Origin of the sequence: Arthrobacter sp. Soc17.1.1.1 (assembly GCF_036867195.1) — a bacterium.
Taxonomy (GTDB): Bacteria; Actinomycetota; Actinomycetes; order Actinomycetales; family Micrococcaceae; genus Arthrobacter_D.
In genome coordinates this window covers 1,948,523-1,969,573 of record NZ_JBAJII010000001.1, presented here as the reverse complement: position 1 = coordinate 1,969,573, position 21,051 = coordinate 1,948,523, and the positions used below count along the sequence as shown (strand labels likewise).

The 21,051-nt window shown below is 70.6% G+C and carries 22 protein-coding genes; 3 read left to right on the top strand and 19 right to left on the bottom strand.

Annotated features, from left to right (window positions below):
• Nucleotides 1-21: 21 nt before the first annotated feature.
• The 15 genes from tatC to V6S67_RS09000 form a co-directional block, all read right to left on the bottom strand.
• On the bottom strand, nucleotides 22-807 hold the full coding sequence (gene tatC, locus V6S67_RS09070; RefSeq protein WP_334211564.1) for a twin-arginine translocase subunit TatC: 786 nt from the start codon (nucleotides 805-807) through the stop codon (nucleotides 22-24).
• Between the two features lie 68 nt (nucleotides 808-875).
• Nucleotides 876-1,238 (bottom strand): Sec-independent protein translocase subunit TatA, encoded by a 363-nt coding sequence (gene tatA / locus V6S67_RS09065; protein ID WP_334209936.1) that lies wholly within the window; start codon nucleotides 1,236-1,238, stop codon nucleotides 876-878.
• A 37-nt stretch (nucleotides 1,239-1,275) separates the two neighbouring features.
• A complete protein-coding gene (locus V6S67_RS09060) occupies nucleotides 1,276-1,635 on the bottom strand; it encodes a hypothetical protein (RefSeq protein ID WP_334209935.1) in 360 nt (119 codons plus the stop codon).
• Nucleotides 1,636-1,644: 9 nt separating this feature from the next.
• Nucleotides 1,645-3,633 carry a helix-turn-helix transcriptional regulator gene (locus V6S67_RS09055; RefSeq protein ID WP_334209934.1) on the bottom strand — a complete coding sequence of 663 codons (1,989 nt, stop codon included), beginning with the start codon at nucleotides 3,631-3,633 and terminating at the stop codon, nucleotides 1,645-1,647.
• A gap of 137 nt (nucleotides 3,634-3,770) precedes the next feature.
• A complete protein-coding gene (locus V6S67_RS09050; RefSeq protein WP_334209933.1) occupies nucleotides 3,771-4,166 on the bottom strand; it encodes an FKBP-type peptidyl-prolyl cis-trans isomerase in 396 nt (131 codons plus the stop codon).
• A 70-nt stretch (nucleotides 4,167-4,236) separates the two neighbouring features.
• Complete coding sequence (locus V6S67_RS09045; RefSeq protein ID WP_334209932.1) at nucleotides 4,237-5,199, bottom strand: FKBP-type peptidyl-prolyl cis-trans isomerase; 963 nt, start codon at nucleotides 5,197-5,199, stop codon at nucleotides 4,237-4,239.
• Between the two features lie 190 nt (nucleotides 5,200-5,389).
• The gene (gene pafA, locus V6S67_RS09040; RefSeq protein ID WP_334209931.1) at nucleotides 5,390-6,751 is read right to left on the bottom strand and encodes a Pup--protein ligase; all 1,362 of its coding nucleotides are present in this window, start codon (nucleotides 6,749-6,751) and stop codon (nucleotides 5,390-5,392) included.
• On the bottom strand, nucleotides 6,751-7,494 hold the full coding sequence (gene prcA, locus V6S67_RS09035; protein ID WP_334209930.1) for a proteasome subunit alpha: 744 nt from the start codon (nucleotides 7,492-7,494) through the stop codon (nucleotides 6,751-6,753). The genes pafA and prcA overlap by 1 nt, the downstream gene beginning before the upstream one ends.
• 3 nt (nucleotides 7,495-7,497) lie before the next feature.
• Complete coding sequence (gene prcB, locus V6S67_RS09030; protein WP_334209929.1) at nucleotides 7,498-8,325, bottom strand: proteasome subunit beta; 828 nt, start codon at nucleotides 8,323-8,325, stop codon at nucleotides 7,498-7,500.
• Nucleotides 8,326-8,328: 3 nt separating this feature from the next.
• On the bottom strand, nucleotides 8,329-8,532 hold the full coding sequence (locus V6S67_RS09025; RefSeq protein WP_334209928.1) for a ubiquitin-like protein Pup: 204 nt from the start codon (nucleotides 8,530-8,532) through the stop codon (nucleotides 8,329-8,331).
• 45 nt (nucleotides 8,533-8,577) lie between these two features.
• The gene (dop, locus tag V6S67_RS09020; protein WP_334211563.1) at nucleotides 8,578-10,143 is read right to left on the bottom strand and encodes a depupylase/deamidase Dop; all 1,566 of its coding nucleotides are present in this window, start codon (nucleotides 10,141-10,143) and stop codon (nucleotides 8,578-8,580) included.
• A gap of 77 nt (nucleotides 10,144-10,220) precedes the next feature.
• Nucleotides 10,221-11,990, bottom strand: coding sequence for a proteasome ATPase (arc, locus tag V6S67_RS09015; protein ID WP_334209927.1), 1,770 nt, complete (start codon nucleotides 11,988-11,990; stop codon nucleotides 10,221-10,223).
• A 265-nt stretch (nucleotides 11,991-12,255) separates the two neighbouring features.
• A complete protein-coding gene (locus tag V6S67_RS09010; protein WP_334209926.1) occupies nucleotides 12,256-13,335 on the bottom strand; it encodes a tRNA (adenine-N1)-methyltransferase in 1,080 nt (359 codons plus the stop codon).
• Between the two features lie 136 nt (nucleotides 13,336-13,471).
• Entirely contained in the window at nucleotides 13,472-14,626 is a 1,155-nt protein-coding gene (locus V6S67_RS09005; RefSeq protein WP_334209925.1) for a site-2 protease family protein, read from the bottom strand.
• Nucleotides 14,619-15,449 carry an HAD family hydrolase gene (locus V6S67_RS09000; RefSeq protein ID WP_334209924.1) on the bottom strand — a complete coding sequence of 277 codons (831 nt, stop codon included), beginning with the start codon at nucleotides 15,447-15,449 and terminating at the stop codon, nucleotides 14,619-14,621. The genes V6S67_RS09005 and V6S67_RS09000 overlap by 8 nt, the downstream gene beginning before the upstream one ends.
• Nucleotides 15,450-15,554: 105 nt before the next feature.
• Here V6S67_RS09000 and V6S67_RS08995 point away from each other — a divergent pair, with 105 nt between their 5' ends.
• A complete protein-coding gene (locus V6S67_RS08995; protein ID WP_442884754.1) occupies nucleotides 15,555-16,445 on the top strand; it encodes a PAC2 family protein in 891 nt (296 codons plus the stop codon).
• Between the two features lie 39 nt (nucleotides 16,446-16,484).
• Here the strand turns inward: V6S67_RS08995 and V6S67_RS08990 are convergent, their stop codons facing one another.
• Nucleotides 16,485-17,072, bottom strand: coding sequence for a dihydrofolate reductase family protein (locus V6S67_RS08990; protein WP_334209923.1), 588 nt, complete (start codon nucleotides 17,070-17,072; stop codon nucleotides 16,485-16,487).
• A gap of 145 nt (nucleotides 17,073-17,217) precedes the next feature.
• Between V6S67_RS08990 and V6S67_RS08985 the strand changes: the two genes are divergently transcribed.
• Nucleotides 17,218-17,481, top strand: coding sequence for a hypothetical protein (locus V6S67_RS08985; RefSeq protein ID WP_334209922.1), 264 nt, complete (start codon nucleotides 17,218-17,220; stop codon nucleotides 17,479-17,481).
• Nucleotides 17,482-17,560: 79 nt separating this feature from the next.
• Here the strand turns inward: V6S67_RS08985 and mshC are convergent, their stop codons facing one another.
• Entirely contained in the window at nucleotides 17,561-18,862 is a 1,302-nt protein-coding gene (gene mshC, locus V6S67_RS08980) for a cysteine--1-D-myo-inosityl 2-amino-2-deoxy-alpha-D-glucopyranoside ligase (protein ID WP_334209921.1), read from the bottom strand.
• A 23-nt stretch (nucleotides 18,863-18,885) separates the two neighbouring features.
• Nucleotides 18,886-19,710, bottom strand: coding sequence for an undecaprenyl-diphosphate phosphatase (locus tag V6S67_RS08975; RefSeq protein ID WP_334209920.1), 825 nt, complete (start codon nucleotides 19,708-19,710; stop codon nucleotides 18,886-18,888).
• A 50-nt stretch (nucleotides 19,711-19,760) separates the two neighbouring features.
• Between V6S67_RS08975 and V6S67_RS08970 the strand changes: the two genes are divergently transcribed.
• Nucleotides 19,761-20,693, top strand: coding sequence for an aldo/keto reductase (locus V6S67_RS08970; RefSeq protein ID WP_334209919.1), 933 nt, complete (start codon nucleotides 19,761-19,763; stop codon nucleotides 20,691-20,693).
• Between the two features lie 50 nt (nucleotides 20,694-20,743).
• On the opposite strand, the gene V6S67_RS08965 is transcribed toward V6S67_RS08970, so the two are convergent.
• A complete protein-coding gene (locus V6S67_RS08965) occupies nucleotides 20,744-21,046 on the bottom strand; it encodes a hypothetical protein (RefSeq protein WP_334209918.1) in 303 nt (100 codons plus the stop codon).
• Nucleotides 21,047-21,051: the final 5 nt, after the last annotated feature.

Here is a 21,051-nt window from a genome sequence, read left to right as displayed (position 1 = left end):
ACCGGGACGCGGCCGGGTCGCCTAGAGGGCGTCGAGGGGGGATGCGGTGTCGGCGGTGGCCTCGACGGCGGCTTCACGGGCGGCGGAACGCCGGGCGCGGCGCTTGTCGTTGAGCAGGCATAGCCCGATCGCGATGAAGAACAGCAGCAGCAGCGGCACCGCCAGGTAGAACATGCTCAGCGCGTCGCCGCCCGGTGCTGCCATCGCGGCGAACAGGCAGACCAGGAACACGGTGATCCGCCACGCCTTGAGGATCTGCCTGCCGGAGACCAGACCCACCATGTTCAGGCCCACCAGCACCACGGGCAGCAGGAAGGCGATGCCGAACGCGAGCATGAGGCGCAGGACGAACGTGAAGTACACGGTGACGCTGATGTAGTTGGAGAAGTCCTCCGGCGTGAACTCGGTCAGCACGCGCACCGCGTTGGGCAGGATCAGCCAGGCCAGGTAGATGCCCGCGAGGAAGAGCGGGACGGCGACGGCGATGAACGCCAGTGCGATCCGGCGCTCCTTGGTCTTCAGGCCCGGCGTGATGAACGCCCACAGCTGGTACAGCCAGACAGGGCTGGAGAGCACCAGGCCGAGGAACACGGAGACCTGGATGAGTAGGTCGAACGGCGAGGCGGCGCTGTCGAAGTTCAGCGACGCCGTCCTGCCGTCCTGGGCGTTGATCGCGATGATCGGTGCGGCCAGCGCACGCAGCACCGGTTCGTAGACGAAGAACCCGGCGACCGTCCCGAGGATGACCGCGATGGCGGACTTGAAGAGTCGGTTGCGCGCCTCCCGCAGATGCTCCTTCAGGGCCATGCGCCCCTCGGGGTTGGCCTTCCTGCCGCGCGGGCGGACCTTGGATGGTGACACCGGGACGTCCCGGCCTACTGGCTGGTCGAGGGGGAACTGCCGTGCTGCGAGGGGCCGGCCGCGGTGTGGCCGTCAGCGCGGCCGTCGGCCGGGTGGGGTGACTGCCCGGGCTGCCCCGGGTGCTGCACGGGCGCCTGGTACGTGGGCGCGTAGGTCTGCGTGGTGGCCTGTGGGACGGGGTTGTTGACCACGCGGCCCTCGACGGGATCGGTCCCGGCGTCCGGGGTGTTGTTCTCGTCCTTCATCTGCTTCACCTCGGACTTGAAGATCCGCAGTGACTGCCCCACGCTGCGCGCCAGGCCCGGCAGCTTCGGTGCGCCGAACAGGACGATCGCAAGAACGATGATGATGACGATGTGCCAGCCTTCGAGCCTCATGCCCAATTCCTCTCGTTGATCCCCCCACCAGTTTAGGTCACAGGTGGGGCATGTCCTGCAGGAGTTGGGGCTGCCCGCGACGGGAGCGCCTGACCACACGCCTGCTGCGTCGGTCGGAGGCGCGGCGCAGCCGGGCGAGCTCGCGAGCGGCGCGGACGTCCTCGGGCCGGGAGAACACGGCGGGCACGGGGATCCCGGGGACTCCCGGCGAGCTCGCGGCGGCGGCACCGTCGGCATCATCCGGCGGGACGTTCACCTCGAGGCGGTCCATCGCTTCCCCGAATTCACCGAGAGTTCGCATTCCGCGACGGAACACACGGAACCCGACGACGGCCAGGAAGATCGCACCGACCGCCACCAGTGCCACCCAGAGCACGATCCACATCCACCAGAGCATGGGACCAGTCTAGGCCAGGGCCTGGTGCGCCCTGGCTGCCTCCAGCCAGCGGAGGGTCTCCTCGCGCAGCTGCTCCGGTGCGACGACCGCGGCGGACCCACCGAGTCCTGCCACCAGGCCCGGGATCCAGGCGCTCGATGCGACCTTGAGACGCGCCGCCAGGCGGTCCTCGCCGAGTTCCTCGACGGCGTCCGCGTTGTACTGGGCGGCGATCCAGCGCGCACGCGGCTCCAGCAGGAGCGTGACGGCCTGGTCCGTGTCACCGGACCGGTACGGCAGGACCGCGTGCCGGTCCCGGGCGAGGGACTCCTCGTCCACGAGGGCCGTGGCCGGCTGGTCCGTCAGTACCGCGCGCTGGATGCGGTCCAGGCGGAAGTTGCGCAGCCCGTCCGAGTCCACGCTCCACGCCTCGAGGTACCAGGTGTCCTGGTGCAGGAAGATCCTGATGGGCTCGAGCAGGCGGTGCGTGATCTCGTCGCGCGTGGGCACGAAGTAGTCGACCTCCACCCGGACCCGGGAGTGCAGGGCGGCCTGCAGCACCTCGAGCGTGGGGTCGATATCGTCCTCCGTCAGCTTCGTCGCCACCGCGGTGCCGATGCGGGCGGCATCGCCCGCGGCGGCGGTGAGCTTCGTCTGGGCGCTCACGATCGCCTCGTTGTTGCGCATGCCGGGCAGCTCGCGCAGCGCCTGGAGCCCGACGATCAGGGAGCAGGCCTCGTCCATGCTCAGCTTCACGGGCTCCGCGAGGTCGCGTGCGTTGGTGAGGTAGATGCGGCCGTCCTCGATGTTCACGTCCATCAGGCCGTCGGGGTAGTGGCGCGGACCGCTGACGAACAGCAGGTCGAGGTCCTTGGTCAGCTGGCTCTCGCTGACGTCGAACTTCCGCGCCGTCTCGCCCACCTCCGCGCCAGGGTGCGCCAGGAGGTAGGGCACGAGGTCCAGCAGGCGGAGCAGATGGTCCTGGGCGGAGGACTTCCGGCGCGGCGCGGGCCGCACGCCCTGGGTGATCTCGAGGCCGTGCGGTGCGGCGACGGCAGCCTCGTAGGCGCCGTCGAGCAGCCGCCCGACCTCCACGGCGAGCTCCTGGGGCTCGCGCACCCTCGCGTTGGTGCCGAGTCCCGCCACCGTGGCCGCCATGGGGCTGGCCGCCGCGTACGGTACCCGCAGGAGGTCCCACTCCTCCCCCGTCTGCAGGACCTCCGTGTCCTTCCGGACCCGGAGCACCTGGCACGAACCGGGGCGCACGGCGATGAGAGCCGTGCGGTCGGGTTCGCGGCGCGAGAGCGAGGAGAGTGTCTGGTTCATGTCGAAGGACGGCGGGACGTCGGACGTGCCCGGCAGGATCACCGGCTCGCCCGTCATGCGGGAGAGGCGGAAGAAGCGTTCGGCGTTCCGCGTGGTGTCGAAGCCCACCAGGTACCAGTGGCCGAAGCGCGCGCCCATCCCCCACGGGTGGACGGTGCGGACCTCCTCGCGTCCGGTGCTGGCCGCGCGGTACGGGAAGCGGAGGGGCGCCCGGGAGGTGAGGGCCTGCCACACGACGTCCCAGTAGGGCGCGTCGGTGGTAATGCGCGGCTGGATGAGGGGCGTGAGCTCGATGCCGCCGTCGGTGCTGCGGGAGCTGAGCTTGCGCAGGGCACGGGATGCCGCGGAGTCGAGGGAGCCCTGGTCCCACACGCCGGCGGCGAGGTTCAGGACGGCGTACTCCTCGGGCTGGAAGGTGACTCCGCCGAGGCGGTAGTCCTCAGCGTCGATCCGGTAGCGCTGCACCGTGTTGTCGTTGTCGAACAGGGCGTCCTCGCTGAAGGATTCGAGCGGGATGCCCTGTTCGCGCAGGGCCGCCTTGTCCCGGTCGAAGAGCTTCTCCCGTGCTGCCACGGACGTCGCCTCGCGGTACAGGTCGATCTCCTCGAACAGTTCGTCCTTCGTGAACCCGCGGCGGCTCGACAGCAGCATGATCACGAGGGTGAGGAGGCGTTCGGTTCGTTTGGCGGACACGGGAAAACCCTACCTTTCCTCGGAGCGGCAGGAGGGACGCACGTCAACCGGGGCTGACCTGCGTCCCTCCTGGACGATGCTGCTGGGCGATGCTGCTGGGTGGACGGACCGGAGCAGGCGCTCCGGTCGGCGCGGTGCTAGCGGACGGCGAGCAGGTCCACCACGAAGATCAGCGCCTCGTTGGGGCCGATCGCCGAGCCCGCACCGCTCGGCCCGTAGGCGAGGTGCGACGGGATCTCCAGGCGGCGGCGCCCGCCGACCTTCATGCCGAGCAGGCCCTGGTCCCAGCCCTGGATGACCTGGCCCACGCCGACGCGGAAGTCGAGCGGGGATCCGCGGTTCCAGGACGCATCGAACTCCTCGCCCGTCGAGAACGCGACGCCCACGTAGTGCGTGGACACGGTGTTCCCGGGCTTCGCCTCGTCGCCGGTCCCCTCGATGATGTCCTCGATGACGAGGTCGGTGGGGGCGTCGTGGGCGGGGAAGTCGATCTCCGGCTTCTGCCGGTCGAAGCTGCGCTGTCCGAAGGACATGGTTTTCCTCTCGTGGGAAGGGCGTGGGGATGGTGTGCCGGGTCGTCCGGCCGCAGGGGTGTGCCCGGTACTACTGGGCGGCTTCCTTGCCGACGATCTCGACGTAGAACACGAGCGTGCCCGAGGGCTGGCCCTGCCCGGCGTTGGGGTAGGCCCACGGCTCGGGGATGACCAGCAGTACCTTGGAGCCGACCTTCTGGCCCGTGAGGCCCTTGGTCCAGCCGGTGATGACGCCGTTCAGGGGGAAGCTGGCGGCCTCGCCGCGGTCGAAGCTCGAGTCGAACTTCTCGCCGTCGGCGTAGGTCCAGCCGGTGTAGTTCGCGGTGATGGTGTCGCTCTCGGCGATGACCTCGCCGTCGCCCTCCTCGAGCACCTTCACGACGAGGTCGTCGGAGGGGTCGTTCTCGGGGATGGTGACCTCGGGGGCGCCGTTCTCACCGAACGTGAAGGTGGGCAGCTGCCCCTCGTCGTCGAGCTTCTTGACGTCCTCCGGGGACATGACCTCGGGCTCCGGCGGGGGCTGCTCGGCGGAGATGACCTTCAGGACGAGGATCTGCTTGGGGCTCTCGGGCGCTCCCTCGGCCTGCTCGGGGGCGGGCGCCGCGAAGGCGACCTGCGAGCCGACCTTCGTGCCGATGAGGACCTCGAACAGTTCGGGGAACTCACCCTTGAAGGTGTCGTCCAGGGGCAGGACCTGCGGCTCGCCCTGGCTGTAGGTCTCACCGAGCACCGAGCCGTCCTCGGCGTTGAGGGCCACGAGCTGCACGCGGATCTGCTCGCCCTCCTGGATCTCGTCGCCGTCGCCCTCGGCGACCGTCTTGGCCGCCGCGGCGCTGGTGTCCAGCGGCTCGTCGAACTCCACGGTGGGCGCCTCCTCGTCGGAGCCCCCGCTGACCTCGACACTGTCGAAGATCTCGGCGGCTCCCGCGGACTTCCCCGACCCGTTCCCCTCGAAGGAGTCCGTCGTCGGGCCGCCGCACGCCGTCAGCAGCAGCAACAGCAGCGGAAGAAGGATTGTCAGTACTTTTCGCACAGAACCACTTTCAGGTTGGTGTCCAGGTCGGGCTGCCCGCGGAACAAAGGGCCCTGCCAAGCCTAACGGCTCTGGCCGCACGGTTTCTCCTCCGCCCGCGCCGTTGACGGGCGGCCAGGTGCCCGCGGTGGGACCGGTGAGCACCGGGGAACGGGCCGGCAGGCCGCGCCCCGGTCGGGCCGGAGCCGTGTCAGAGCTGCTGGAGCAGGGCCTCGACGCGTTCGTCGACGGAGGTGAAGGGGTCCTTGCAGAGGATGGTCTGCTGGGCGCGGTCGTTGAGCTTGAGGTGCACCCAGTCGACCGTGTAGTCGCGGTTCGCCTCCTTGGCCCGGCGGACGAATTCCCCGCGCAGCCGTGCGCGCGTGGTCTGCGGAGGCACGTCCACGGCCTCCTTCACCGCGGTGTCGTCGACGACGCGCGCCGCCTCCCCGCGGGCCTGCAGCAGGAAGAAAAGCCCGCGCGAACGGGAGATGTCGTGGTACGTCAGGTCGAGCTGCGCCGCCCGGGCGGAATCGAGGTCGCCGCCGGAGCGCGCGAGGTAGCGGTCGATCAGCTTCTTCTTGATGGCCCAGTCCACCTCCGTGTCGATGCCGGAGGTGTCGCCGGTCTCGACGGCGTCGAGCACCCGCTCCCACAGGTCGAGGATCGCGGGCACGTGGTCGTTGTGCGCGCCGTGCCGGCCGACGAACGCCGTCACGCGGGCCAGGTACTCGCGCTGCATCTCGAGCGCCGTCATGTGCCGGCCGTTCGCGAGCTTCAGCACCTGTCGGCCCGTGAGGTCGTGCGAGATCTCGCGGATGCTGCGGATCGGGTTCTCCAGCCGGAAGTCGCGCATCACCTCGCCGGCCTCGACCATGCGCAGCAGCAGGTCCACCGACCCGATCTTCAGCAGCATCGTGGTCTCGGACATGTTGGAGTCGCCGGCGATCACGTGCAGCCGGCGGTAGTGCTCGGCGTCGGCGTGCGGCTCGTCGCGTGTGTTGATGATGGGCCGGGACCGCGTGGTGGCCGACGAGATGCCCTCCCACAGGTGGTCGGCGCGCTGCGAGAAGGCGTAGACGGAGCCGGTCTGCGTCTTCAGGACCTTGCCGGCCCCGACGAGGAGCTGCCGTGTCACGAGGAACGGGATGAGGATGTCGGCGAGCCGGGCGAACTCGAGCTTGCGCGGGATGAGGTAGTTCTCGTGGCTGCCGTAGGAGTTGCCGGCGGAGTCGGTGTTGTTCTTGAAGAGGTAGATCTTGCCGTCGTAGCCCTCCTGGGCCAGCTTGCGCTGCGCCTCGGACACGAGGTCCTCGAGGATCAGCTCACCCGCGCGGTCGTGGGCAACGAGCTGGGCGAGGTCGTCGCACTCCGCGGTGGCGTACTCGGGGTGGGAGCCGACGTCGAGGTACAGGCGCGAGCCGTTCGTCAGGAACACGTTGGAGGACCGCCCCCAGCTGACCACCTTGCGGAACAGGTAGCGGGCTACCTCCTCGGGCGAGAGCGGGCGCGAGTTCGGGCCCGAGTAGGAGATGCCGAATTCGGTCTCGACTCCGAAGATGCGCCGGTCCATCAGGTGTCCTGTCCGTGCTGCAGGAGGTTCTCGAGCTCGGGGCCGCCGATGCGGCGGAAGGCGCGGCGGCTGCCGCGCAGGATGTCGGGATCGCGTTCGAGGAAGGCGACTTCGAGGACCGACGGATCGAGGGCGGGCCCGGGTCGGTCACCCTCCGCGGTCGTGCCAGCGGTCCCGCCGTTCCGCAGGGCGCGCGCGGCGGCCCGGACGCCCTCGGGGAGGTTCAGATCCGCGGACCAGGTGCCCCGCAGGGCGTCGACGACGACGTCGGCCGCGCCGCCCATGACCACGAACCCGGATTCGTCCGCGATCGAGCCGTCGAAGGTGAGCCGGTACAGGTGGTCGGCGTCCTGGCTGCGGCCCACCTCGGCCACCACGAGTTCCACCTCGAAGGGCTTGCTCTCCGCGGTGAACACGGCGCCGAGGCTCTGCGCGTACACGCTCGCGAGACCGCGGGCCGTCACGTCCTCCCGTGCGTACGAGTAGCCGCGGACGTCCGCGTAGCGCACACCTGCCTGCCGGAGGCTCTCGAACTCGTTGTACTTCCCCACGGCCGCGAACGCGATGCGGTCGTAGATCTCCCCCAGCTTGTGCAGTGAGGGCGAGGGGTTCTCCGCCACGAGGGCGATCCCGTCCCGGCAGCTCATGACCACGACCGACCGGCCGCGGCCGATGCCTTTCCGCGCGAAATCCGCGCGGTCCTTCATGAGCTGTTCCGGCGAGACGTAGAACTGTTGCGTCATGGCCTATGCCTCCCGGCCCGCAGCGGAGCGGGCATCGATGATGGCGTGTGCCACGGCCTCGAGCTCACGCTCGGGGATGCGCCGCGCACCGGCCGCGTCCACCACGTAGACCACGGGCCACAGCGAACGCACGGCGTCGGGGCCGCCCGTCGCGGAGTCGTCGTCGGCCGCATCGTAGAGGGCCTCCACGGCCACGCGCACCGCGGACGCCTCGTCCAGGCGCGGGTTCCACAGCTTCTTCAGCGACCCGCGGGCGAACACGGAGCCCGAGCCCACCGAGTGGTGCTCCTGCTCCTCGTACCGCCCGCCGGTCACGTCGAAGGAGAACAGTCGACCGACGTGGCGCTCGGCGTCGAACCCGGCGAAGAGCGGCACGACGGCGAGGCCCTGCATCGCCATGGGGAGGTTCTGCCGGACCATCGCCGCGAGGCGGTTGGCCTTGCCGTCGAGGCTCATCATCGTGGCCTCGATCTTCTCGTAGTGCTCGAGCTCCACCTGGAACAGCCGGGTCAGGTCCAGCCCGATGCCGGCGCTCCCCGCGATGCCGAGCACCGAGGAGCGGTCGGCGGGGAAGACCTTCTCGATGTGGCGGCTCGCGATGACGTTGCCCATGGTGGCGCGCCGGTCCCCCGCCATCAGGACGCCGCCGGGGAAGGTCAGGGAGACGATCGTCGTGGCGTGGGGGGCCAGGTGGCCGGCGTCGGTGGAGGGTGTCACGGGTCCGAGCGTGCGGTTGGACGGCAGCAGTCCGGGGTGGTGCACGTCGAGATAGTCGGCGAAGGAGGTCGAGGCGGCCCGGGGAACCGCTGCTGCTGCATCGTCCGGGAGCATCCGCTACTGGCCGCCCTTCTGCACGAATCCACGGACGAACTCCTCGGCGTTGGATTCCAGCACACCGTCGATCTCGTCGAGGAGGTCGTCCACGCCCTGCGTCTGCGTGGAGCCCTGGGCTTCCGGGGCGGCGGGGGCGGGCTCAGGTGTCTCCTCCTCCGCCTCCGTTGCCGATCCGCTGGTGTTCATGCGGTCCTGCGTCGCCATGATGGCTCCCCTCCCGTATCCGCGACCCGTTGTGGGATCGCAATCCTATGGTGCCACGCGCCGATCGGGCCCGCTCAACAATCGGGCGAGGAAATCCTCGGCGCCCGCTGCTACGTCGAACAACTCCTCCGTGAGGGCCGCCGTTCCCCGGAGCGGCTCGCGGGTCTGGACCCGCTGCAGGCGCCGCTCCCCCGCGAGCTCGAAGATCAGCGAGTCCCAGCTGGCACCGACCACCTCCGCGGGGTACTCCGCGATGCAGCGGCCCCGGAAGTACGCGCGGGTGTCCCTCGGCGGCTGGACGGCGGCCCGGGACACCTCGGCGGGCGGCACGAGCAGGTCGACGTCGCCCCGGCGTGCGAGCCGCTGGTAGATGCCCTTCTCGGGCCGCAGGTCGGCGTACTGCAGGTCGATCAGCGCCAGGCGGGGATCGGTCCAGGCGAGCCGGTCCCGTGCGCGGTACGCGTCCAGCACCTTCAGCTTCGCGATCCAGTCCACCTGCCGGGCGGCATCGGAGGGGTCGCGGCGCAGCGTGGCGAGGAGCGCCTGCCAGCGGTCGACGACGTCGCGCGTCTGCTCGTCGGCGTCCGCCGGGAGGGCCGCGAGCACGGCGTCGCAGTACAGGTCCTGCAGGTCGAGCCCGGTGACGCTCCGCCCGTCGGTGAGGCGCACCGTGGTCCGCAGCGACGGGTCGTGGCTGATGGCGTGCAGCGCACCGACCGGATCCTCGAGCACGGGCACCGGCGCGACGCCCCGCTCGATGAGGGACAGGACGAGGGCGGTGGTGCCCACCTTCAGGTAGTTGGACACCTCGTTGAGGTTCGCGTCGCCGATGATCACGTGCAGCCGCCGGTACTTCTCGGCGACCGCGTGCGGTTCGTCGCGGGTGTTGATGATGGGCCGCCGGACCGTGGTCTCGAGGCCGATCTCGTTCTCGAAGAAGTCGGCGCGCTGGCTGATCTGGAACCCCGACTCCTGGTTCAGGGGTCCGAGGCCCACGCGTCCCGCGCCGCAGATCACCTGGCGGGAGACGAAGAACGGGATCAGTGCCTCGGCGAGCTTCGAGAACGGGACCCTGCGGGGCACGAGGTAGTTCTCGTGGGATCCGTAGGAGACGCTCTTGTTGTCCGTGTTGTTCTTGTAGAGGATCACGGGTGAGAAGCCCGGCATCGCGCTGATCCGCTGCATGGCGGTGACGGCGACGTGATCGCCCGCCCGGTCCCACAGGACGGCGTCGAGCGGGTTGGTCACCTCGGGCGACGAGTACTCCGGGTGCGCGTGGTCGACGTAGAGCCGCGCCCCGTTGTTGAGGACGAGGTTCATGAGCACGGCGGTCTCGGTGGGCTCGCCGCGTTCGAGTGCGATCTGCTCGGCGCTGAGCTCGGGCGGCTCGTCGGTGAGCTGGCTCGGGTGCGCGCTCTCGCGGTCCATCCGGAAGCCCCGGGCATCCGTCAGCGGCGTCTCGTCCGTGTAGTCCCACCGCGTGCCCGCGAGGTTGCCGAGTCCCTCGCGCAGGGTCGCCGCGTAGGCGTTGACCACCTGAGAGGACAGCAGCGTCGGGTTCGCCGACGGCAGGGCCGGCGCGATGATGCCGTACTCCGTCTCCGTCCCCATGACGCGGTGGACGGAGATCCCCTCACCGACGGCGGGCAGCGAGGAGCCCGCAGCGGTGCGTCGTCCCCCGGTTCCGATCACAGATACTGGCCGGTGTTCGCCGTCGTCTCGATCGACTTGCCGGGTTCCTGGCCCGCCTTGCCCTGCACGATGGTGCGGATGTACGTGATGCGCTCGCCCTTCTTGCCGGAGATGCGCGCCCAGTCGTCGGGGTTCGTGGTGTTCGGCATGTCCTCGTGCTCACGGAACTCGTCCACCACGGCCCGCATGAGGTGTTCGATGCGCAGGCCCCGGCTGCCGTCGAGGAGGAGGTCCTTGATGGCGTACTTCTTGGCGCGGTCGACCACGTTCTGGATGACGGCCCCGGAGTTGAAGTCCTTGAAGTACAGCATCTCGGTGTCGCCGTTGGCGTAGGTGACCTCGAGGTACTCGTTGGACTTGTCGGTCGAGTACATCTGCTCCACCGTGCGGCGGATCATCTCGGAGATGGTGCTCTGCGGATCGTTGCCATTCTCGGCGAGGTCGTCGGCGTGCAGCGGCAGGTCGGCGGTGACGTACTTCGCGAAGATCTCCGCGGCGCCCTCCGCGTCGGGCCGCTGGATCTTGATCTTCACGTCCAGCCGGCCCGGCCGCAGGATGGCCGGGTCGATCATGTCCTCGCGGTTGGAGGCACCGATGACGATCACGTTCTCGAGCTTCTCGACGCCGTCGATCTCGCTCAGCAGCTGCGGCACAATGGTGGTCTCCACGTCGGAGGACACCCCGGTGCCGCGGGTGCGGAAGAGCGAATCCATCTCGTCGAAGAAGACGACGACGGGGCTGCCGTCGGACGCCTTCTCACGCGCCCGGGCGAAGATGAGCCGGATGTGGCGTTCGGTCTCGCCCACGTACTTGTCCAGCAGCTCCGGTCCCTTGATGTTGAGGAAGTAGCTGCGGATCTGCTCGACGCCGGCGCGCTCGGCGGCCCGCGCCGCGAGCGAGTTGGCCACGGCCTTGGCGATCAGCGTCTTGCCGCAGCCGGGCGGACCGTAGAGCAGGATCCCCTTGGGCGGCTTGAGCCCGTGCTCGCGGTAGAGGTCGGGGTGCAGGAAGGGCAGCTCGACGGCGTCGCGGATCTGCTCGATCTGGGGGCCGAGCCCGCCGATGTCGCCGTACGCGATGTCCGGTACTTCCTCGAGCACGAGGTTCTCCACCTCGCTGCGGGGGACCTTCTCGAGCCCGTACCCGGATTTCGTGTCGACGGCGAGGGCGTCGCCCACCCGGATTTTCTCCGCGCGCAGCGGCCCGCTGAGCCTGATGACACGCTCGTCGTCGGTGCGGCCCACCACGAGCGCGCGGTCCGCGCCGAGGAGCTCCTTGACGGTGACGATCTCCCCGGCCCGCTCGAAGCCGAGCGCGGCGACGATGGTGAGCGACTCGTTGAGCAGCACCTCCTGGCCGGGGGCGAGCTGGCGGACGTTGATGAGAGGGCTGACGGTGACGCGGAGCTTGCGCCCCGACTGCAGGATGTCGGCCGTGTCCTGCACGGTCGCCTCTGTGGTGGTCCCGGGCTCGGCGGGGCGCTTCGGGTTCACCTGCATCACGGTGGCGAAGCTGAACGGGGCGGCGCCCTCCTTCTCGAGGGCCGCCTTCAGCCGGACGATCTCCGTGCGGGCGGACTCGAGCGCGGAGACGAGCTTGGCGTTGTTCTGGGTGGCCGCGGCGAGCTGCCGGTCGATGTGGCGGAGCTTGTCCCGCAGCACGTTCAGCTGGCGCTGGGTGATCGAGTGGTCGGCGGGGAGCTCGGCGGCAGGCGGGTTGGGGCCGCGCTGGTCGGCGGCAGGAGCGTAGTCGTCTGATTCCGGCATTCTGGTTCGCCACCTCGTGATCGACGTTCGGCTGTCTTTCGACCTTAGCGCAGAGCCGGGCCCCCGGTGTGCCGAGTTGCGTCCGGAGTCTTCCGGTGCACTATCAGCCCGCAGCCGGCCCGCAGTCGACCCTCGGTCCGACCTCAGTCCGACCTCAGTCCGACCGTAGTCGATCCCACGCGTCGGACGGGTCTCGTACCGCATCGATCGGGGGCGTGCGGGGAAAGGAATCCTCGCGCGCCCCGCCCCCGCTCGGTGCCCGCGTCTACTCGACGGAACCGCCGTCGGCGATCGCGTCGCGCCGGGCCTGGGCCTCTTCCGGGGGCAGGGACCCGCGCTGGATGGTGGATGCCGCGTCGCGGGCCACCCGGCGGAGGCGCTTGTCGGACACGTCGCGCTCCCCGACGGCCTGCGGCGTCCACGCGTTGAGGTCCTCCTCACTGAAGCCGGTCTTGGACGGCCTGCGCTTCGGGGTGAACCCCGTGGCGCCGGGGGCGAGCCTCCGCGTGGTGATGAGGAAGCCCGTGTGGGCGACCATGCGGTGGTCGGGGCGGACGGCGAGGCCCTCGAGGTGCCAGCCGCGCACCATGGACTCCCACCCCTCGGGTTCGGTGAAGCGCCCGTCCGCGCGGATGGCCTCGGCCGTCCGGGAGAGCTGCGTGACCGTGGCCACATAGCTGATCCACACGCCGCCGGCGGCGAGGACGGTGGCGACGGCGTCCAGGCACTCCCAGGGTGCCAGCATGTCGAGCACCACCCGGTCCACGGTGCCCGGTTCCTCGTGCTCCAGCACCTGCTCCTGGAAATCGCCGAGCGTGATCTGCCAGGCCGGGTGGGGTCCGCCGAAGATCGTCTCCACGTTGCCGCGCGCGATGTCCGCGAACTCCTCACGCCGCTCGAAGGAGTGGAGGGAGCCGGCGTCGCCGACGGCACGCAGGAGCGAGATGGACAGGGCGCCGGAGCCGACGCCGGCTTCGACGACGCGCGCTCCGGGATAGATGTCGGCCATGGTCACGATCTGCCCGGCGTCCTTCGGGTACACCACGGCCGCGCCGCGCGGCATGGACAGCACGAAGTCGGACAGGAGGGGCCGCAGCGCCTGGTAGAGCTGCCCGGTGGTGTTCTCGAGGATGGTGCCCTCGGTGGCGCCGATGAGGGTGTCGTGCTGCAGGAATCCCTTGTGCGTGTGGAACGCGCCGCCGGGCGTGAGGGTGATCGTGTTCATCCGGCCCTTCTCGTCGGTCAGCTGCACCCGCTCGCCGGCGCGGAACGGGCCGCGCCGGGCGGCCGCTCCGTGCGGCGTGGACGGGGTCTCGGGGGTGGGGGATGCGGGGACAGTGCTCATGGAGGTCCTTCGGCAGGGGCCGGCGGAACCGGCGCGAACAAGCGGTGGGCGAACGGGGAGAACGGGGAGAACGGGAAGAACGGCGGGTCGACTCGGGGAGATCATGGCTCGGGCTCGGGAGGACGCTGAGCGGCCGTCAGGGACCGGGGGTGCCCTTGCCGGTGATGGCGTGGACGACGGTCCGCTGGTGCAGGAGTCCGGTGACGGCGCCCTGCCGGTTGATGACGGCGTACTCGTTGCCCTCGAGCCGCGCGAGGAACTGGACGAGCTCCTGCCCCTCCGCCCATTCGGGCACGTAGGCGCCTGCGGCGAGGCGGCGCGCGGCGGCGTTGACCGGCGTCGTGCCTTCGGCCTCCTCCGGGACGGCGAGCAGCGCGGTTTCGTCGACGACGGCCTCCGGCATGCCCGAGGCCCCAGTGACGACGACGGCGGCACCGGGGTTCTCGCGCAGCAGGCGGCGGGCGGCGGCGACAGTCGTGCCCGCGGGCAGCCCGACGGCGCGCTGCTGCAGCCGTCCGGCGCTGATCGCGGGCAGGCGCAGGCGCATGCGGGCGTTCTCGATGGCCGCCGACGCACCCATCCAGAGGAAGGCGCCCATGACGACGGCGATGACGATGACCGTGAGGTCGGGCTGCAGCCCGCGGACCAGCGGGATGCCGATCACGACGCCGAGGAGGAGGATCACGATGATGCGGCCGGCCCAGCCGGCCGCCACGGTCCCCTTCTCCTGGCTCCCGGTCGCCTTCCAGACGGCGCTCTCCACGAGGCGTCCGCCGTCGAGCGGAAGGCCCGGCAGCACGTTGAACAGGGCGACCAGGAGGTTCGCCCAGACGAGGATCGTGGTCAGCAGGTAGGTGACCGACCCGGGGGCCATGGCCTGCAGGGCACCCCAGCCGATCCCCGCGAGCACGAAGTTGGCCGCCGGGCCGGCGAGGGCCACGAGGAGCGACCGGCCGGGTGAGGCGTTGAAGCTGGCGAACTGCGTGTGGCCGCCCCAGAGGTTGAGCACGATCCGCGTGGTGGGCCACCCGAAGGCGCGCGCCGTGAGGGCGTGGGAGAGCTCGTGGAGCAGCACTGAGGCGGCGAGGAGCAGGGCGTAGCCCAGGGCGACGCCGTAGGCGCCGGCCCCGATCCCCGGGAAGGCGTCGGCGACGCGGGGTCCGAACACCACGACGATGAAGAGGGTGATGACGAACCAGGACCAGGCCAGGACGACGGGGATGCCGGCGATCCGGCCGAGGGACAGGCCGGGGCTCGGCTGGGACCGGACCGGCTGCTCGGCGTCACTCATGGGCCGCCCCTCCCCCCTCGCGCAGGTCGGCGTGTCCGGCGTCGTGCCCGGTGCCCGTCCCGGCGTCGGCCCCTGTCCTGGTGGGCAGGAGCGCCGCGAGATCGGCCGGCGTGTGGCCGGCCAGGGTGTCCCAGTCCGTGCGCCGGCCGTCGGGGGGCAGGGGGACGAAGTGCGGGACCGCGAGCGTGACGAGCCCCGCGGCGAGCGCGGACGTCACGCCCGGCAGGGAGTCCTCGACGGCGACCACGCGGTCCTTGCTCAGGCCCGGGTGGTCGGCGGCGAGCAGGTCGAATCCGAGCTGGTACGCCTCGGGGTCGGGCTTGCCGGCGCTCACGCGGTCACCCGTCACGAGATGCTGGAAGGTGCCCTCGGGGAGCCGGGAGGCGACGGCCGTGGCGAGCAGGGTCTCCGACATCGTCACCATCGCACAGGGGATGCCCTCCTCGCGGAGCGCGGCCAGGAGCTCCCTGGCGCCCGGGCGCCACGGGACGGCGGCGCGTACGTCCGCGGCCACCCGCTCGGTGAGGTGCTCGATGATGGCGCGGATGCCCAGCGCCACCCCTGCCTCCTGGAGGCGCCCTGCGGAGTACTCCAGCGCCTGGCCCACGAGCGCCGTGGCCTGCTCGGTCGTCCATGACCCGCCGTATGACTCGACGAGGTCCTTCTCGGCCCTGATCCAGTACGGCTCGGTGTCGACGATCGTCCCGTCCATGTCCCACAGCACGCCCTGGAGGCCTCGGAGGTTCCCCTCGGGGGCCCGGCCGTCGCCGTCGGGGTCCGTGCGGGACAGGGTGCGGACGGTGCCGGTGGGGTGGTTGGCCATGCTCCCAAGTCTACGGTGGGGCCCCGGGAGGGCCGTACGTCAGCTGTGCGCATAGCGGCCGAAGCCCGCCTGACATGCCCGCGCACCGGGGTTTAGGGTGAGAACGTGGACAGCTTCGAAGAGAACCAGCCGAACGGCATACAGGACCTTTTCCAGGATGCCGGCGAGCCCGAGCGGCGGACCACGATCCTGCTCGCCGCGTTCGAGGGCTGGAACGATGCCGGCGAGGCCGCCAGTGACGCGTTGAAGTACATGGGCCGGTTCTTCGGCAGCGAGCGGATCTCGACGATCGACGCCGACGAGTTCTACGACTTCCAGTTCACGCGCCCCATGATCAAGCGCAACTCCACGGGCCAGCGCCGGATCAAGTGGCCCAACACCCGCATCAGCAAGACGGTGGTCCCGGACTCCAACGTGGACCTGATCCTCGTCAACGGCGTGGAGCCGTCGTACAAGTGGCGTGCGTACACCGCCGAGCTGGTCGCGCTGGCCAAGGAGTTGAGCGTGGACTGCATCGTCCTGGTGGGTGCGCTGCTCGCGGATGTCCCGCATTCCCGTCCCATCCCGGTGACCGTGACCTCCGACGACGACCTCGTGCGCGAGAGCCTGGACGTGGAGCCCTCCACCTACGAGGGGCCGATCGGGATCGTGGGCGTCCTGGCGGAGATGGGGCTGCTCGCGGACATCCCCACGATGTCGCTCTGGGCGGCCGTCCCGCACTACGTGGGGCAGTCCCCCTCCCCCAAGGCGCAGCTCGCCCTGCTCAACAAGCTGGAGGAGATCCTGCAGATCACGGTGGACACCCACGTCCTGACGGAGGAATCCGAAGCCTGGGAACGCGGCGTCGACGAGCTCGCCACCGAGGACCCGGAGGTTGCCGCCTACGTGCGCCAGCTCGAGGAGGCGAAGGACACGGTGGACCTGCCGGAGGCGAGCGGCGAATCGATCGCGCGGGAGTTCGAGCGTTACCTGAAGAAGCGGCGCCGCGAGCAGTAGCGCGAGTATCGATCCGTCAGGAGCACGTCGGGGAAACCCCTAGCCGGTGGTGAGGTAGCGGATCCTCACGAGCTCCGACCCCGGCAGGATGCGTGCATCAGCCAGTCGCAGGCCGGTGCGGGGACCGGCGTACAGCTTGTTCCCGGTCCCGAGCAGTGCGGCGCCGACCAGGACGATCAGCTCGTCGACCAGCCCCCGCTCGAGCAGCGGGTTCCAGGTCGTCGCGCTGCCGAACATCACCAGGTCACCGCCACCGCCGCCTTCCTCCTTGAGGCGGGCGAGCTCCGCCGGCGCCGAGGCCCTGGGGATGATCCGGGTGGACCGCGCCCAGGGGGCGTCCGGCTCCGCGGCCATCGAATCGCTGATGACGATCGAGGGCAGCGTGGTGACGAAGCGGGCGATGTCGTGTTCCCGGGCGTCCGCGGACGGATCCGCCGCGACCTCCGACCAGAAATCCCAGTTCTCCGTGAACCAGGTACTCCCGTACACGAGGGTCCCGGCGCTCCTCAGCAACTCCAGGTTGTGCGTGTTGAACGCGTCCTCGAAGGGCATCACACCGAGGTCACCCTCGGGGCCCTGGAAGTAGCCGTCGAGCGATGTCAGCACCGAGACCACGAGTCTGCTCATGCGGTGAGCGTACAGCTCCCCCACCCCAGGGCATCGGACGGCGGAGCGGAGTAGAGTCGCGGCACGGCGCGCGGACGAACCGCCGCGCCAGCACCCACCCACCCCGGGCCGGGACCCGTGCCGGCCGGGCTGATCGGAGGCCCTCGTGTCACAGCAGCCGTACGAGCACGCGTCCGGTGCCGGACCCCTTCCCCCGGAGGCGGGGAAGGCCAGGACGGCGTCCCTCGTCCTGGGGATCGTCGGGATCTTCTTCCTCGGCATCGTCCTCGGGCCGCTCGCCATCATGCAGGCCAATAAGGCCGAGCGCCTCGGCGAGCGTTCCAGCGCCGGGCGCGTGCTGGGCTGGATCGCGACGATCCTCGGCGTGGCCGCGCTGGTGTTCGGCATCCTGAGGATCGTGCTGCAGTAGTCCTGGTACACCGGGCGCCCGGGGACGACCCGTCGGTCCGTTCCCCGGTACCGCCCGGACTCCCCCGGGCGCGGACCGGCTAGAGCCGGACGCCGAGCAGCGCGTCGACGACGTCGGCCAGGCCGCGCCGCGCTCCCCCCTCGGCGGGCTGCTCCGCCGGTTCCCCGGATGCTGACCGGTGACGGATCTCCGCCGCCAGGGCATCCACTGCGGCCAGGGCGGACGGCGCGTCGAGATCGTCCGCCAGGTGGGCCCGGATCCGGTCGCGCACGGCATCGACGTCGTCCTGCGTCGCCGCGCCGGCGGCCGCCCGCCAGGTGGCGAGGCGGTCGACGGCGCTGTCCAGCACGCCGTCGGTCCACGACCAGTCACCGCGGTAGTGGTGCGCGAGGATGGCGAGGCGGATGGCAGCGGGGTCGACGCCGGCGCGGCGGAGCACGGAGACGAGCACGAGGTTCCCGCGGGACTTGCTCATCTTCCCGCCGTCGTAGCCCACCATGCCGGCGTGGGCGTAGTGCCGCGCGAGCGGGGTGCCGGCGGCCGCCCAGGCGTGGGAGGCACTCATCTCGTGGTGGGGGAACACGAGGTCGGAGCCGCCGCCCTGCACCGTGAAGGGGGACGGGAGGAAGCGCTGGGCGATCACCGAGCACTCGATGTGCCAGCCGGGCCTGCCGTCGCCCAGTGACCCGCCGGGCCAGCTGGGCTCGCCCTCGCGGGCGGACCGCCAGAGGAGCGGATCGAGGGCGTTGCGCTTCCCGGGGCGGGCCGGGTCGCCGCCGCGCTCCGCCGAGAGTTCGAGCATCGTGCTGCCGTCCAGGTGCGAGACCTGGCCGAGGAACCAGCGGGCCTCGTCCGCCTCGTCGAGCGCGGCGCAGGCGTCCAGGGAGAAGTAGACGTCACCGTCGGGCTCGCCGTCCGCGCCGGGCACGGGGTAGGCGAGGCCTCGGGCCACGAGGTCCTCGACGACGGGCACGATCCAGTCGATCGCCTCCACCGCTCCCACGTACTGCTCCGGCGGCAGCACGTTCAGTGCCTCCATGTCCTCCCGGAAGAGGGCGATCTGCCCTGCGGCGAGGTCGCGCCAGTCCACCCCGGTGGCGGTCGCACGTTCGAGGAGGGGGTCGTCGACGTCGGTGACGTTCTGGACGTAGTGCACGGCGGACCCGGCATCACGCCAGGTCCTGTTCAGCAGGTCGAAGGCCACGTAGGTGGCCGCGTGGCCGAGGTGGGTCGCGTCGTAGGGGGTGATGCCGCAGACGTAGAGGCTCTGCTCGGGTCGGCCGGGGAGGAGTGCCGGCTCCTGGCGGGCGGTGTCGAACAGGGTGATGTCCGACTGGGTGCCGTCGAGTTCTGGGACAGGAGTCGAGTTCCACGCAATCACACGTTCTACCTTACGGCCCGGCGTCAGGCGCTGATGACGCCGAGTCCGAGGAGCACGTAGAGCGCGAGACCGAGCAGGATGCGGTACCAGACGAACAGTCCGTAGCCGCGGGTCGTGACGTACCGGAGGAACCAGCCGATGATCGCGAAGCCGACGAGGAAGGCGACCACCGTGGCGAGGGCCGTCTCCGGGAGGGAGTACGGTCCTGCCTCGTCGTAGCTCTTCACCAGCTGGTATACGCCGCTGCCGAACACGGCGGGGATGGCGAGGAGGAACGAGTAGCGGGCCGCCGCCTCACGGGTGTATCCCATCAGCAGGCCGGCCGTGATGGTCCCGCCGGACCGCGACACGCCCGGGACGAGGGCCAGGGCCTGCGCCAGTCCGAACAGGATGCCGTGCCCGTAGGTGAGGCTCTGGAGGTCGCGCGTCTGGCGTCCCACATGGTCGGCGACGGCGAGGATCAGCCCGAACACGATCAGCATCGTCGCCACGAGCCACATGCTGCGGAACGTGCTCTCGATCTGGTCCTGGAAGAGGAGCCCGAGCAGCACGATCGGCACGCTGCCGAGGATGACCAGCCAGCCCATGCGGACATCCGGGTGGTTCCGCGGGACCCTGCCCGCGAGGGCGCCGAACCAGGCCCTGATGATCCGGACGATGTCCCGCCAGAAGAAGACGACGACGGCGGTCTCCGTGCCCAGCTGGGTGATCGCCGTGAACGCCGCACCCGGGTCCTGCGCGTTCGGCAGGAGCTCGCCGACGATGCGCAGGTGCGCACTCGAGGAGATGGGCAGGAATTCGGTGAGGCCCTGGACGAACCCCAGGATGACTGCTTCTATCCAATGCACCCTTACGACCCTAAGCCATGCGGCGGGGCCCAGGCTTTAGGCTTGGCTCCATGCAACGGCGAAACGTGGGAGCGAGCGGCCTGACGGTCTCGGCGCTGGGACTCGGGACCATGACCTGGGGGCAGGAGGTCGGCGAGGAGGCGGCCCGCGAGCAGCTCCGTCTCTTCACCGATGCCGGGGGCACGCTCGTGGAGACCGCGGCCCGCTACGGCGAGGGCCAGGCCGAGGCGATGCTGGGCGGATTCATCGGCGACACCGTGGCGCGGTCGGAGCTCGTGCTGGTGGTGCAGGGCGGCACCACGCGTTCGGGCAGCCGGCGCCTCGACGGCTCACGCCGGGGACTGCTGGACTCGCTCGACGCATCCCTCTCGCTGCTCGGCACGGACCACGTCGACGTGTGGCTCGCGCCGTCACCCGACGCGGCCGTTCCGCTGGAGGAGACCCTGAGCGCGCTCGAGGTCGCCTATGCCAGCGGCCGCGCACGCTACGTGGGCGTCTCCAACTACGCGGGCTGGGAGTTCGCGCGGGCGGCCGCGACGGCGTCGTTCCCGCTGCTGGTGAACGACGTCGAGTACTCCCTCCTCAGCCGTGGCGCCGAGCGCGACGTCCTGCCGGCCGCCGCGGCCTTCGGCGCGGCGATCCTGGCGTGGGGTCCGCTGGGCCGCGGCGTCCTCACCGGCAAGTACCGTGGCAGGATCCCGTCGGAGTCCCGCGGCGCGTCCGAGGTGTGGGCCCCCTACGTGGAGCCATACCTCACCGGGAAACCCCAGCGCATCACGGAGGCACTGTGCACGGCGGCCCGGGGGCTCGACCTGCAGCCGCACGAACTCGCGCTGCGCTGGCTGCTCCACCGGCCGGGCGTGGCCGCCGCGATCGTGGGCGCACGGACCCCCCAGCAACTCAAGGAGATCCTGCAGACGGGCAGCGCCCCCGTGGCGGAGCCCATCGCGGAGGTCCTGGACGAGGTCTCCGCCCTGCTCTGACGCCCCTGCCCCGGCACGCGGTGCCGTTGGAGCCGGCGGGTCGGGTCCGGTCAGTGCTCCACTTCGGCATCGACCAGATCGGACGCGTAGTCGGAGTCCTCGTCGTCAGGACCCTCGTCGGAGTCCTCGTCGTCGGAGTCGTCCTCGTCGGTGTCCTCGTAGATCTCGAGCGGGGTCACCTCACCGAAGGCGTCGTAGAGGGCCTCCTCGTAGACCTCGAAGGCGTCCGCGATCCCGAGGTACGCCGCTTCCACCGCGGGATCGTTGTCGTCCCGCGATGACGCCGCGGCCGCCAGGTGCTCTTCGAGGGCCGTCACGAGGGACTGGAGCGCGACACGCGGATCTATGCTCATGGCCT